The sequence below is a fragment of the Embleya sp. NPDC127516 genome, from assembly GCF_044765325.1.
Taxonomy (GTDB): Bacteria; Actinomycetota; Actinomycetes; order Streptomycetales; family Streptomycetaceae; genus Embleya.
In genome coordinates this window covers 314,316-327,690 of sequence record NZ_JBIWJT010000009.1, presented here as the reverse complement: position 1 = coordinate 327,690, position 13,375 = coordinate 314,316, and the positions used below count along the sequence as shown (strand labels likewise).

Genomic DNA, 13,375 nt, shown 5'->3' with positions numbered 1-13,375 from the left:
GCCGGCTACCGGCGGGGCCGGTCCGCTTCGGGCAACACCTCGCGGGCCAGTTCCGCCAGCGCCCGGCGGTCCTCGGCCAGCGCGGCCAAGCCCGCGTCGGTCGCCCGATACACGCGGCGGGTGCGGCCCTCGACCACCCGCTGCTCGGAGGTCAGCAGCCCGTCCGCCTCCATGCGGTGCAGCGTCGGGTAGAGCGTGCCCGGGCTGATCCGGTAGCCGTGACCGGCCAGTTCCTCGGCCATCCACGCACCGTGGATCTCGTCCTCGGCCGCGTGGTGGAGGATGTGCAGTCGCACCGCACCTCGTTGGAACTCCCGCACCCGTCGACCACCCCTCCCCGGGTCACCCACCAGGTGACGAATCCGATATCGAACTCCGATACTACGGGCGGTCGGTCACGGTGCGCGTCGGGTCGTTCGCGTCGCCGGCGGCCCGGTTTCGGGAGGGCCGGGTGGGAGTGGCGGCGACTTCGCGCGGGTCGGGGCGCGGTGACGGGCTTCCGGTTGCGCGGGAACGGTGAAACCCGATTACTCGACGTGTGCGATCGACTACGTTGAGGACATGGGTGGATCCGGAGCCACTCCGCAGCGAGTCCGGAGCGAGTCCGGAGCCGCGCGGCTCGGCCGCGACGGTCGAGGCGAGCCGGTCGAATCCGACCCTTCGGTGAGTCGTTCTTGTTCCTTTTCGACCCATGCGCGCGATGCCGCGCGCCCTATCCCGGGAGCAGCCCGTGTTGATCCGCCGTCTTGTCGTCGCCGTCGCCGTTGTCGTCGCGGTGCAATGCCCGATTCCCTCCGCCGTCGCGCGCACGGTGGACCACTTGACCGTGACGGTTGCCGACAACCCCGAGGGGGTGATCACGTACACCCTGGCATGTCACCCCGCGGGCGGCAGCCATCCCGAGTCGCGGGCGGCCTGCGATCGACTGGACGCCACGACCACCGGCGGACGCGACCCGTTCGCGCCGGTCCCCGCCGGCGCGCACTGCACGATGATCTATGGCGGACCCGCCACCGCGGCCATCACCGGCACCTGGGCGGGCCGTTCGATCGACGCCGGCTTCAAGCGTGTCGACGGTTGCGAGATCTCCCGCTGGGACAACCTCGTCCCGGTCCTGCCCCGGGCTCGCTGATCCCCCGCAGGCGCGCCCCCGGTTGATCCCCCGCGCCTGTCCCAGGCATGCGATGCCCGAACGAACTCCGTGACCGCGTACGAGTGGTGCGCGCAGGCGACGCCCGCGCGGCGGGCGTCAGGGCTTCGGGGAATGCGGCATTAGTGGCAATGTCACCGCCCGTTCGGCGCGCTCCGGGCGCGCCGGCGGCCGGGGCGTGGTGGAGTCGACGGCGAGCCGGGTCGTGGGCGCGAGGACGAACGCGCCCACGATTCGGACGAAGCGTCGGCGTGACAGGCCCGGACAGGAGCGGTGATGACTCCCGACATCCACATCGAGGACCAGGAGGACCGGGGCAGGCGGTGTCCGTTGGGCGCGTGCTCGTCGCACGCGTGCGGTGGACCCACCGACGAGAGCGGCGTGCCGATGCTCGGCCGGGTGCCCGGGATCGCCGAGGTCGACGACAGCCCGCCCGGGTGCGGCGTGCATCTGGGGGAGGCCTTGGTGACGCGGGACCCGGAGTTGTGGGTCGGCCTGGTGTTCGAGACGCCCACCGGTGACACCGATCCGGACCGTGAGGCGCGGGCGGCGGTGACGGAATTCGCCGAACACGTCGCCTTGGACGTCCTGGATCAGCGCGCCGAGGCGGTCGAGGACCCGGACGAGGTGGTGTTGCGGCCGGTGGACGCGGACGAACTCGCGCGGGCCGTGGAGTACGCCCTGGCCGCGGTCGGCGTCGCGTAGGACGCGTCGCCGGCATGGCGGGCGGGTCCGGGTCGGACCGGGCCTGCCGGCGCTCCACTCCGGAGCGTCGTGGGCCCGGTCCTCACCCTGGGTCCGGCCGCTTCCCCGCATCCGGTGGGCACGCCCGCCCAACGAGCCGGCGACCGCGCGGTGACGGGTGGAGGTGGCTCGCGGCCGTGCCCGTTCGTACCCGCGCGTGACCACGACCGGCCGGAAGCGCATGCCCGCGCCCGATGTGCCGTTGCCGAATCGGCAACGAAGTTTGCTGATGCGTGGGTCGCGGGCGCACGCTCGGGGTGGAGGTGATCGCCTTGAGCGATACGACGAACGATGTGCGCGCCACCTGGACCGGCGACGACGATGTGTACGACGTGGTGATCGTGGGTGCGGGTGCGGCGGGGCTGAGTGCGGCCCTCGTGCTGGGTCGGTCCCGTCGCCGGGTCGCGGTGGTCGGCGCGGGCGAGCCGCGCAACGCTCCCGCGGCGCACATGCACGGATTCCTGTCCCGGGACGGCATGGCGCCGGGCGAGTTGTTGGCGGTGGGTCGGGCCGAGGTCGCCGGCTACGGGGTGGACCTGTTCGAGAACCGGGTGGATCGCATCGACCCCGGTTTCGTGGTCGGGCTGGACGGCGGCGTGGTGTTGAAGACCCGCCGGGTGGTGGTGGCCACCGGGCTGCGGGACGAGCTCCCCGATCTCCCCGGCGTACGGGAACGCTGGGGCAGGGACGTGCTGTTCTGCCCGTACTGCCACGGGTACGAGGTACGTGACGCGCCCATCGGTGTGCTGGGTACCCATCCCGGGGCGGTGCAGCACGCGCTGCTGATCCGGCAGTGGTCGCACGATGTCGTCCTCTTCACGCACACCCTGGACCTCGGCGCGCCGGAGCGCGACCGGCTGGCCGCGCGCGGCGTCACCGTCGCCGATGGTGTGATCAAGCGCCTGGTGGTGGCGGAGGACCGGGTGTGCGGCGTCGAGTCGGTCGACGGCCGGGTCTTCCCCCGCCGCGCGGTCTTCGTGGTCCCGCGGATGGTGCCGCACGACACGCTGCTCACCGAACTGGGCTGCGCACGGGACGAGAACGGCCGGGTGAGCACGGACGACGCGGGCCGGACCAGTGTGTTCGGAGTGTGGGCGGTCGGCAACGTCTCCGACCCGAAGGCGCTTGTGATCACCGCCGCGGGGCAGGGCGCCGCAGCCGCGTTCGCCCTCAATCTCGACCTGGTCGCCGAGGACGTCGAGCGCGCCATGGCGGACCACACCCCCGCCGAGCACGGAGACCACTCACATCCGGCTCCCCAGCCCGCCCTGTCCGACTGAACATCGGGCGGCGGCGCCGGCGCCGGCGGAGTCCGCGACACCGGCGTCTCGGGGGAAGGGGCCTTCGCGGGGCGGTGGTGGCGGGGTCGAAAGACCGGCAAGGGCAATGTTCCTTCCGGAGCGGCGACCGGGTGCCGGGCAGGAGCCGACACGCCGGAGGGGGCTCGGACGCCGCGGCCATGGGGGAGCAGGGCGAGCGCCGACCGTGAACCGCGTCGTCGGATCGGTGGCGTCCGTCGCCGAGGGTGGCGCGGGCCGCGGTATGCCGGGCGTGCTCCAATATGGCGGTGACGACGCACGATGGCACACCCGGACGTTTCGAGGATGTCGTGGCGGATCGGCTCGTGCGGGGGTACGGCCTCGATGTGGCCGTCGTGGAGCGTGTCCCGTTCGGAGCGGAGACCGACAACTTCTCGGTCCGACTGTCGGACGGCGTTCGGGTCTTCGCCAAGGTCTACCGGGACGGCGACGACCTCGATCGGCACGCGGTGCGCCTGGAATCCACGCACTTCGCCCGTACTCAGGGCGTACCCACTCCGGCCATCGTCCCCGACCGCGCCGGACGCACACTCTCCCGAGAGCCCGGACCCGCCCTGTCCGTCTGGGAGTTCGTCGCCGCGACGACGTCCACGCGACCCTGGTCCCCGCGGCTCGCCGAGGACCTCGGTCTGACGCTGGGGCGCCTGCATCGCGCCTTCGCCCGGCACCCCGGGGCCTCCCGACTCGTCCCGGTCCGACCACTGTGGTGGGACCGGGACCCCGCACGCGCGCTCGACACCGCGGACGCGCTGCTGCGCCGTATCGGCGAGCCCCACACGGAGGCCGACGCCGCGCGACGCGACCAGGTCGCGGTACGCCGCGCGGACCTGGCGGCGCACGCCCCCGGGTTGACCGCGGGACTGCCCCCGGTGTCGATGCAGCCGGTGCACTACGACTTCACCCGTCCGAACGTGCTCGTCGGCCCCGACGACACGGTCGCCGCCGTCATCGACCTGCACGACTGCATCGCCCCACCGGCGTGGGAACTGGGCCGGATCGCGTTCGACCCGCTCACCGTGGCCACCACCGACGACTGGCCCGGCACGGCGCTGACCCTGGTCGCCGCCTACCGCTCGGAGAATCCCGACCTGCCCGCCGACCAGGTCCTCGCGTGCGCGCGGATGGCCCTGCTCCAGGCCATGCAGTCGTTCTACGGCGTCCGGGAGCACTACGAACGACCCGATCCCGTGCACCAGACGGACCTCGACGGCTACTGGCACCGCCGCTGGCAGATGACCCGCCGCCTCCTCGACACCCTGCCCGACATCGAGACCGCCCTCCGGACATCCGTGCGCTGAACGCGACCGTCGTGCACGGCGTGTTCGTCGTGTCCGGCGGCACCACACCGGCGTCGTCGGCGGCGGACACGCTCCATCGGGCGATTTGAACGGCGCGGGTCAGGCGGTGGGTTGGGGGAGGTTGCCGCAGTCGTGGGTGTAGAGCCAGGAGGTGGCTCGGCCGTGGAAGAGGGGGAACGCCACCGGCATCACCAGGTCGCGGATGCGTCGGGCGAGCGGGCCGGCGGTCTTGGCGTCGCGGTTGGCGGAGGCCGACTTGACCATCTTGGCGACGCGGTGCGAGCGGGCGGCGTCGTATGCCGAGAGCGCGGCGGCCGGCGAGGGGTGCGCGGCCAGGGACTGGGCCAGGACCAGAGCGTCCTCCAGGGCCATCGACGCGCCCTGGCCCGCCCCGACGGGGTGTGCGGCGTCGCCGAGCAGTGCGATGCGGTCGTTGTGGCGCAGCGGGATCGCGTCGAGCCGGTGCATCAGGGTGGGACGGTGCAGTTCGGCGGTCGCGGCGAGGATCGCGGTCGGGACGCGTTCGTGCCGGTAGAGCCCGGCCAGGCGGCCCAGCCACTCCTCGTCGGTGAGTGCGAGTTCCGGCGCGGTGGGGCAGGAGACCTGCGCCGCCCACCAGACGCGGCCGTCGGGGGCGGTGAGGTGGATGAAGGCGCCGTTGCGGGCGAATGTCATGTTGAAGGCGCCGGGTTCGAGGTCGATGCCGCGAGTGGTGCCCGGGGTGACGTCGCGGGGGATGCCATCGGCGATGCCCGAGATGCTGTAGAGGCCGGCGTACTCGGGGGTGGGCGCGTGCGGGTCGAGCAGCGAGCGGGTGGTCGACCGGAGGCCGTCCGCACCGACAAGCAGTGACGCCTGCGCCGTACGGCCGCCGGCGAAGACCGCCCGTACACCGCGCTCGCCGGCGACCGCGTCCACCAGGCACTCGCCGGTGACGACGGTCGCCCCGGCGGCCACGGCCTCCGCGCGCAGCGCCTCGACCAGCGCGCCGCGCATCAGGGTCACGCTGTGCAGGTCGTCGTCGGCGAGCCGACCGCGCGGGACGTCGCCCAGCAGCTTGCCCGAACTCGACCACATGCGCTGGCGTGGCACGGCGAAGCCGGCTCGCTGCACCTGCTCCAGTACGCCGAGGGAGCGCAACACCCGCAGGCCGTTGCCCGCCAGGCTCAGGAACGAGCCCACCCGGCCCGCCGGTTCGGCGTACGCCTCGTACACGGTGACGTCCAGTCCCAGCCGGCGCAGGGCTATCGCGCTCGCGGCCCCGGCCACCCCGCCGCCGATCACGATCACGTTCATGCCAACTCCTTGAATTCGGATTCAGTGAATCTCAATTCATCGAACTGGGGTTCACTATGATGACGGGCAGGCCAGACGTCAAGCCCGGGAAGGAGCGCCAGTCGATGGGCGTGCGCAAGGAGAAGGCGGCCGAGACCGAGGCGGCGCTGAAGGACGCGGCACGGCGGCTGTTCGCCGAGCGCGGCTATCTCGACACGAAGATCACCGACATCACGCGTGAGGCCGGACGCGCCACCGGTTCCTTCTACGCCCACTTCGCGGACAAGAACGCCCTGCTCCAGGCCCTGATGCGGGACCTGAACACGCAGGCCGACACCGAGATCGGCGTGGCGGACCATCCGGCCGATCACGATCTGACCGACCCCGAGCAGTTGCGTGAGCATCTGGCCGTCACCTGGCGGGTGATCCGCGACCATCTGCCGGTGGTGGTGGCTCTGATGCAGACGAGCTTCGCCGGCCCGCCCGGCGAGGGTCGCGCGTGGGCGAGCCTGGCCCAGGAGACCGGCATCCTGCGCGAGCACCTGGAATGGCTCCGCGGGCGCGGTCATCGGCTCCCGGGCGACCCGGAGGTGGTGGCCGCGGCCATGGGCGCGATGGTCTCGATGCTCGGGTTCGCGGTGATCACCGCGGGCGAGGACGGACCGCGGGCCGGCGACGGGGAGATCGTCGACACCCTCACCGCACTGCTCCTGCACGGCCTGGCGGGACCCGCGTCCGACGCGAGTCGACCCGCCGCCGATCGGCCCGGACTCCGGTGACCGGGTGGGCGCGCGGGTCGCGGCGCGCGTGGTTCAGGAGCCGGGAGCGGCGGCGCGGGTCAGTACGCCGATCGCGGCGGACTTGAGATCCGCCAGCGATTCGTCGAGTGGGAGCGGGAGTTCGCCGGCTTCCGCGAGGCCGCGTTCGGCGTCGGCGAGCGCGGCGGTGACCAGGAGTTGCATCAGGCGCAGGCGGGCGGCGTGGTGTGCGGCCGGCACGCCGGGGGCGCTTGCCGCCAGGCCGGCCGTCAGGCGCGCGACGACCTCGCGGATGCCGCCGGTGACATCGGCGCCCAGGGGCGGGGTGAGCGGGGTGCCCTCCAGCGTGAAGCGGTGCACGAACCGCGCGTAGTGGCTGTCCCGGGAGTCGGCGCGCAAGCGCTCGGCGAGGGGTCGCAGATAGATGTCCACGAGGGCGTCGAGGTCGTCGCGCCGGTCCTCGGGCAGGTTCGCGAGCAGTTCGAGGCGGCGGTCGTTGAGCGGGGCCAGGCGATCCTCGTACAGCGCCCGCACCAGTGCGTCGCGGCTGCCGAAGTGATATTGGACCGCGGAGTTGTTGCGCTGGCCGGCCGCCGCGCCGATCTCGCGCAGCGAGACGGCGGCGACGCCGCGCTCGGCGAACAGGCGCTCGGCCGCGTCCAGGATGCGCGCTCGGGTCTCGGTCTTGACATCCACGCGAGCAGTGTAAGACATTGCGTCTCAACCGATTAAGTCAGAGTGTCTCACGATCATGGCAGGTGTGCCCGTGTTCGACATACGCCCCCTCACCCCCACCATCGGCGCCGAGGTCCATGGCCTGGACCTGCGCCGCGATCTCGACGAGTCGTGCCACGTCGCGCTGGCGGACGCGCTCCACGAGCACCAGGTGCTGTTCTTTCGCGATCAGCGGATCACCGCCCACCGGCAGCGCGATGTCGCGGCCGGATTCGGCACCCTGCAACACTTCCCGTTCGGCGAACCCGCCGCGCCCGACCTGCCCGAGGTGATGGTGCTCGCCACCGGCGGCGAGGGGCCCAAGATCTCCAACGCCGACATCTGGCACAGCGACGCCACCTTCCTGGCCCGGCCTCCGCTGGGCACGATGCTGCGCGCGGTGTCGCTGCCGCCGAGCGGGGGCGACACGCTGTGGGCGGACATGGAGAGCGCGTACCTGTCGCTGTCCGCGCCGATGCGCGCGATGCTCGACGGGCTGACCGCCGAGCACGACTTCGCCAAGTCCCGGTCACATCGCGGCGGCGACAAGGACGCGCTTCCGCCGGTCGTGCACCCGGTCGTGCGCACCCACCCGGTCACCGGCCGGCGCTGTCTCTACCTGAACCGCATCTTCACCACCCGGATCCTCGAACTCAAGGAAAGGGAGAACGAGTTGCTGCTGCCTTTCCTGTTCGACCAGGCGACCCGGCCGGAGCATCAGGTCCGGTTCACCTGGCGGTCGGGCGACATCGCGCTCTGGGACAACCGCAGTACGCAGCACTACGCCACCTACGACTATCAAGGGCCGCGGGTCATGCACCGCATCGTCATCGAGGGCGACGAACCCCGCTGAGCCGCGCACACCGCCGAGTCACGCCGAGTCGCGAGGTGCGCCGAGCCCCGAGCCCCGAGCCGCGAGCCGCGAAGCCCGCCGGCCGTGAGCCGCGACCTGGTGCCGGACAGCCGACGGCGCCGCCCCGGATGGGAGGGCGGCGCCGTCGGCGGTGCGGTGAAGGCGGTCAGGACAGGACGAGTTGGGTCACCGACGGACCCGGCAGGGTGATCGACAGGCGGCCGTCGACGATCTGTCGGGGCGTCAGCGGAGTCGGCTTGGCGTAACTGGTGGGCGAACCGTGAGGTACGAGTGGTAGCCATATCCGGTCACGTCCGCGCTGAACGTGTCGGCCGGCACCGGTCGTTGGACGGCGGCCAGGTCGACGGACACGTTGTCGTCGGCGGCCTGCGCGGTCCCGGTGGACAGCGTGCCGGCGGTCAGGGCGAGTACCGCCCCCGCGGCGATGGCTATCGGAATCCTGCGGCGTCGCTTGTCGCGGTGGATCGACACGGAGCATCCTTCGGCGGTCGGAACCGGGCATCGATGTCGCCGGACGCGGGCCGGTGGTCCGCCTTTTGGGCCCGGCCGGAGCCTCGCGCCGACGTCGCCCAATCTATGGCGGATCCCGGTTCCGCAGATGTTCACGCGGGCCGCGCGCGAGCACTCGGGGCCGCCAATCGCTGGGCCTCGACGGCCGATTCGGCCGGCCCGGTCGTGCGCGGCGGCGCCGATCGTGAAGTACGAGCCATTTCGGCCCCGTTCGCGCAGACGGGCGCCGGGATCGACCTCGGCCCGCGAGCGTCGACCTGCCCGATTCGGCCGGCACGGTTGCGCGCCGAGTCACGCTCCGGCACCGACCCCGACCGGCGAGGCCCGTTTCATTCGCCGCGGCCCGCACGGTTTCGTTCGAGGTCGCGAAGCCGGGCCCGGGCGGTGTTCGCGGCGGACTTCTCGGTGCGTGCCAGTTCGTCGGCGTCCTCGTGCGCGCGTCGTGCGTCCCGGGCCTGTCGATCGAGCCGGCCGACCGTGTCCCGCGCCTCGGCGAGGCGGCGTTCGAGGTCCTCGGCGTCGGCGAGTGCCTCCCGATGCCGGTCGCGGGCGGCGTCGGCCCGCTGTTCGAGCACCCGCGCGGCTTCGCGGGCTTCCTCGGCCGCGGTGTCGGCGGCCTCCAGATCGGCGCGGGCGCGGGTGAGTCGGGCCTCGTGACGCTCGCGTTCCGCGGCGCGGCGCGTGGCCTCGCGGGCGCCGGCGGTGTCGTCGTCCTTCGCGTGCCGGGCCCGTCCCTTGCCGCTCGCGCGTGCGGGAGTGCTCGTGCTCTTTGTACTCGTGCTCTTCGTACTCGTGCTCTTCCGTGCGGGTGTGGCCCCGGGCGGCGTGGACGTGGCGAGCGGGCCGAAGTCCCCGGTGGGCTCCAGCGCGCCGGCGAGCGTGCCGGCCGCCAGTGCCCGGGCCGCGGCGGGGTCGGCGAGCGCGGCGGCGAGGGTGTCCTGGAGTGCACGGCGGGTCGAATCGGCGACGGCGGGATGTCCGCGCGTGGCGGCCAGGGCCTGCGCCTGCCGCTGGAGGGCGTCGATCACCTGATGGCGTCGACGGGAGAGTTCGCGCAACTCGGGGCCCTGGAGGTGCTCCTGGGCCTGCCGCATGGCCGCGCCGAGTTCGAGGAACGCCTCGATCTCCGCGCGCTGTTCGCGGACGAGCAGATTCGCCAACCAGGCGGCCTGCACGGGACGCCGCAGCTTGCCGATCCGGTCGGCGACGGCACGGTTCCCGGCCTTGCGGGCCCGGGCGGCGTACGCGTCACGCGCGGCGGTGAACTCGTCGGGCGAGAGCCCGTACAGCTCCCGGGCCACCGCGTCCTCGTCGACGGCTTCGGGCTCGGCGTCGGACCGCTTCGTACTCACGGCGTCCCTATTGCCGTTTCCGGTGCCCGTTCATCCCTGCCGGATCCCCGATGGCCGATCCGGGCAGCGGCTCGGGCGGTCGTGGTGGACCGCCCCGGGTCGAGAAGGAACGCCGGTCGGTACCTACGCGCCGGAGTCCGCGCCGGTCCTCCCGGCGCACGACGGGCACAGTCCGCGGTAGGTGACCTCGACCTGGGACACCGTGAAGCCGAATCGCTGGTCCGCCGGCAGATCGGCCAGCGGGCTGCCGGTGGGGTGGACGTCGCGGACGGTTCCGCAGGAGGAGCACACCAGGTGCTGGTGCGGGTGATGCGCGTTGGGGTCGTAGCGCTTGGCCCGGCCGTCGGTGGAGACCTCGATGACCTCACCGAGGGAGACCAACTCGCCCAGGGCGTTGTAGACGGTCGCCCGGGAGATCTCGGGCAGCCGCTGCGCCGCGCGGGCGTGCACTTCGTCGGCGGTGAGATGCACGTGGTCGCCGTCGAGGACCTCCGCAACGACACGCCGCTGGGAGGTCAACCGCCAGCCGCGCTCTCTCAGTCGCTCCAGCAGGTCGCTCATATGGGTTCACCTATTCGGTTCGGTGGGGTAGCCCGAAGTTTACCGGTGGACGTACGGACGTCCGGATTCCGGTTGGGTATGGGTCTGGCGTACATCTTGACTTGGACTCTGTCCATCGTAGGATCGGTTCCGGCGGTAGCCAAGGGGTAGGAAGACTCCAGGACAAGGGGTACGAAAACCGTATGACGGCAGGAGACACGGACATGACGGGACCACTGCCGAGCAGCCGCGCGGTGCCGGCCTGCGGGTGAGGATCGATCATGTCGCGCTGCTCCGGACCGTCGGGGATGGTGACCGCCTCGATATCGGGGCGGGCGAGCGTCGTCACGATGCGTGACGGAAGTCCGTATCCGCCTTCATCGCGTCGTCCGCGCCGAGGCTTCCTGCCGGGCCTGCCAGACCCGGCGGCCTCGCCGGCCCCGCCCGACCCGTTCGACCGCGCCCCACGAGCACGGGTCCCGGTCGACGGAGTGGACGGGGCGAGATCGACCGTCGCGAGACTTGTACCCCGACCGCTCCACCGCCCACCACCGCCCACAGCTCCTGAGCACCGCGATCAGCCTGGTCCGGAAGGGATCCCATGTCTGAGAACCATGATGCAATCGTCGTAGACGCGAAGACGGAGGGCGGAGGTGGTTGCCCGGTCGCGCACGAGCGGGCCCCGCACCCGACGCAGGGTGGCGGAAACCGCCAGTGGTGGCCGGAGCGGCTCAACCTGAAGATCCTCGCCAAGAACCCGGCCGTGGCCAACCCATTCGGCGAGGAGTTCGACTACGCCGCGGCGTTCAACAGCCTCGACCTCGCCGCCGTGAAGCAGGACATCGCGCAGGTGCTGACGACCTCGCAGGACTGGTGGCCGGCCGACTTCGGCAACTACGGCCCGCTGATGATCCGGATGGCGTGGCACAGCGCCGGCACCTACCGGATCAGCGACGGCCGCGGCGGTGCCGGGGCCGGTCAGCAGCGCTTCGCGCCGCTCAACAGTTGGCCGGACAACGCGAGCCTGGACAAGGCCCGCCGACTGCTGTGGCCGGTCAAGCAGAAGTACGGCCGGAGCCTGTCGTGGGCCGACCTGATGGTCCTCACCGGCAACGTCGCCCTGGAGTCGATGGGCTTCGAGACCTTCGGCTTCGGCGGTGGTCGGGTCGACGTCTGGGAGCCCGACGAGGACGTCTACTGGGGCCCGGAGACCACCTGGCTCGGCGACGAGCGATACACCGGTGACCGGGACCTGGAGAACCCCCTCGGCGCGGTGCAGATGGGCCTGATCTACGTCAACCCCGAGGGTCCGAACGGCACCCCGGACCCGCTGGCCGCGGCCCGCGACATCCGTGAGACGTTCCGCCGGATGGCGATGAACGACGAGGAGACGGTCGCCCTGATCGCGGGCGGTCACACCTTCGGCAAGACCCACGGCGCGGGTCCGGCGGACAGCGTCGGCCCCGACCCCGAGGCGTCGCCGCTGGAGCAGCAGGGCCTCGGTTGGAAGAGCAGCTTCGGTACCGGCGCGGGTGGCGACGCGATCACCAGCGGCCTCGAGGGCATCTGGACCAACACCCCCACGACGTGGGACAACAGCTTCTTCGAGATCCTGTTCGGCCACGAGTGGGAGCTGTTCAAGAGCCCGGCCGGCGCGCACCAGTGGCGGCCGAAGGACGGCGGCGGCGCCGGCACCGTCCCCGACGCGCACGACCCGTCCAAGAGCCACGCGCCGACCATGCTGACGACCGACCTCTCGCTCCGGATCGACCCGGCGTACGAGCAGATCTCGCGGCGCTTCCTGGAGAACCCCGCCGAGTTCGCGGACGCCTTCGCGCGGGCGTGGTTCAAGCTGACGCACCGTGACATGGGTCCGGTCGTGCGCTACCTCGGTCCCGAGGTCCCCAGCGAGACGCTGCTGTGGCAGGACCCGCTTCCGGCGGTCACGCACGAGCTCGTCGACGCCCAGGACATCGCGTCGCTCAAGAGCCGGGTCCTCGAGTCGGGCCTGTCGGTGTCCCAGCTCGTGTCCGCGGCGTGGGCGTCCGCCTCGTCCTTCCGCGGCAGTGACAAGCGGGGCGGCGCCAATGGTGCGCGGGTGCGCCTCCAGCCGCAGATCGGGTGGGAGGCCAACGACCCGGACGAGCTGGCCACGGTGCTGCGCGCGCTGGAAGGCATCCAGGAGGCGTTCAACGCCGATCGCACCGACGGCAAGCGGATCTCGCTCGCCGACCTGATCGTGCTCGCCGGTGCCGCGGCCGTCGAGCGGGCCGCCAAGGACGCCGGGTTCGACGTCGAGGTGCCCTTCACGGCGGGCCGGGTGGACGCGGCGCAGGAGCAGACCGACGTGGAGTCGTTCAGCGCGCTGGAGCCCACCGCCGACGGCTTCCGCAACTACCTCGGCAAGGGCAACCGGCTGCCGGCCGAGTACCTGCTGATCGACCGGGCGAACCTGCTCACCCTGAGCGCCCCCGAGACGACGGTCCTCGTCGGTGGCCTGCGCGTGCTGGGCGCGAACCACCAGCAGTCGTCGGTGGGCGTGTTCACCGCGACTCCCGGTTCGTTGACCAACGACTTCTTCGTCAACCTGCTCGACCTGGGCACGACGTGGAAGGCGACATCCGAGGACGCGAGCACGTTCGAGGGTCGCGACGCGACCACGGGCGAGCTCAAGTGGACCGGCAGCCGGGTCGACCTCCTGTTCGGGTCGAACTCCGAGTTGCGCGCGCTGGCCGAGGTCTACGCGAGCGACGACGCGAAGGAGAAGTTCGTCCACGACTTCGTCGCGGCGTGGGTCAAGGTGTCGAACCTGGACCGGTTCGACATCGCGTGATCAGCACG

The 13,375-nt window shown here is 72.0% G+C and carries 13 protein-coding genes; 7 read left to right on the top strand and 6 right to left on the bottom strand.

Annotation, left to right across the window (positions count from 1 at the left end; all coding sequences use genetic code 11):
- Positions 1 to 5 precede the first annotated feature (5 nt).
- Positions 6 to 320, bottom strand: a complete 315-nt coding sequence (locus ACIRL2_RS19930) for a PadR family transcriptional regulator (RefSeq protein WP_402233720.1) — start codon at positions 318 to 320, stop codon at positions 6 to 8.
- A 410-nt stretch (positions 321 to 730) separates the two neighbouring features.
- Between ACIRL2_RS19930 and ACIRL2_RS19925 the strand changes: the two genes are divergently transcribed.
- From ACIRL2_RS19925 to ACIRL2_RS19910, 4 genes are all read left to right on the top strand, one after another.
- Complete coding sequence (locus tag ACIRL2_RS19925; protein ID WP_402233718.1) at positions 731 to 1,132, top strand: SSI family serine proteinase inhibitor; 402 nt, start codon at positions 731 to 733, stop codon at positions 1,130 to 1,132.
- A gap of 294 nt (positions 1,133 to 1,426) precedes the next feature.
- Positions 1,427 to 1,855 (top strand): hypothetical protein, encoded by a 429-nt coding sequence (locus tag ACIRL2_RS19920; RefSeq protein ID WP_395860619.1) that lies wholly within the window; start codon positions 1,427 to 1,429, stop codon positions 1,853 to 1,855.
- A gap of 311 nt (positions 1,856 to 2,166) precedes the next feature.
- Positions 2,167 to 3,174 (top strand): NAD(P)/FAD-dependent oxidoreductase, encoded by a 1,008-nt coding sequence (locus ACIRL2_RS19915; RefSeq protein ID WP_402233717.1) that lies wholly within the window; start codon positions 2,167 to 2,169, stop codon positions 3,172 to 3,174.
- Between the two features lie 287 nt (positions 3,175 to 3,461).
- Entirely contained in the window at positions 3,462 to 4,511 is a 1,050-nt protein-coding gene (locus tag ACIRL2_RS19910) for a phosphotransferase enzyme family protein (RefSeq protein ID WP_395860615.1), read from the top strand.
- Positions 4,512 to 4,610: 99 nt separating this feature from the next.
- On the opposite strand, the gene ACIRL2_RS19905 is transcribed toward ACIRL2_RS19910, so the two are convergent.
- Positions 4,611 to 5,807 (bottom strand): FAD-dependent oxidoreductase, encoded by a 1,197-nt coding sequence (locus tag ACIRL2_RS19905; RefSeq protein WP_395860613.1) that lies wholly within the window; start codon positions 5,805 to 5,807, stop codon positions 4,611 to 4,613.
- A 59-nt stretch (positions 5,808 to 5,866) separates the two neighbouring features.
- On the opposite strand from ACIRL2_RS19905, the gene ACIRL2_RS19900 reads away from it, so the two are divergent.
- Entirely contained in the window at positions 5,867 to 6,565 is a 699-nt protein-coding gene (locus tag ACIRL2_RS19900) for a TetR/AcrR family transcriptional regulator (RefSeq protein ID WP_395860611.1), read from the top strand.
- A 33-nt stretch (positions 6,566 to 6,598) separates the two neighbouring features.
- Here the strand turns inward: ACIRL2_RS19900 and ACIRL2_RS19895 are convergent, their stop codons facing one another.
- Positions 6,599 to 7,240 (bottom strand): TetR/AcrR family transcriptional regulator, encoded by a 642-nt coding sequence (locus ACIRL2_RS19895; protein WP_395860608.1) that lies wholly within the window; start codon positions 7,238 to 7,240, stop codon positions 6,599 to 6,601.
- A 70-nt stretch (positions 7,241 to 7,310) separates the two neighbouring features.
- On the opposite strand from ACIRL2_RS19895, the gene ACIRL2_RS19890 reads away from it, so the two are divergent.
- A complete protein-coding gene (locus ACIRL2_RS19890; RefSeq protein ID WP_402233715.1) occupies positions 7,311 to 8,111 on the top strand; it encodes a TauD/TfdA dioxygenase family protein in 801 nt (266 codons plus the stop codon).
- Between the two features lie 243 nt (positions 8,112 to 8,354).
- On the opposite strand, the gene ACIRL2_RS19885 is transcribed toward ACIRL2_RS19890, so the two are convergent.
- The 3 genes from ACIRL2_RS19885 to ACIRL2_RS19875 form a co-directional block, all read right to left on the bottom strand.
- A complete protein-coding gene (locus tag ACIRL2_RS19885; protein WP_395860605.1) occupies positions 8,355 to 8,603 on the bottom strand; it encodes a hypothetical protein in 249 nt (82 codons plus the stop codon).
- Between the two features lie 368 nt (positions 8,604 to 8,971).
- Positions 8,972 to 9,994: a hypothetical protein gene (locus tag ACIRL2_RS19880; RefSeq protein WP_402233713.1), complete on the bottom strand. Its 1,023-nt coding sequence runs from the start codon at positions 9,992 to 9,994 to the stop codon at positions 8,972 to 8,974.
- 123 nt (positions 9,995 to 10,117) lie between these two features.
- The gene (locus tag ACIRL2_RS19875) at positions 10,118 to 10,555 is read right to left on the bottom strand and encodes a Fur family transcriptional regulator (protein ID WP_395860601.1); all 438 of its coding nucleotides are present in this window, start codon (positions 10,553 to 10,555) and stop codon (positions 10,118 to 10,120) included.
- 580 nt (positions 10,556 to 11,135) lie between these two features.
- Here ACIRL2_RS19875 and katG point away from each other — a divergent pair.
- Positions 11,136 to 13,367 (top strand): catalase/peroxidase HPI, encoded by a 2,232-nt coding sequence (gene katG, locus ACIRL2_RS19870; protein WP_395860599.1) that lies wholly within the window; start codon positions 11,136 to 11,138, stop codon positions 13,365 to 13,367.
- Positions 13,368 to 13,375: the final 8 nt, after the last annotated feature.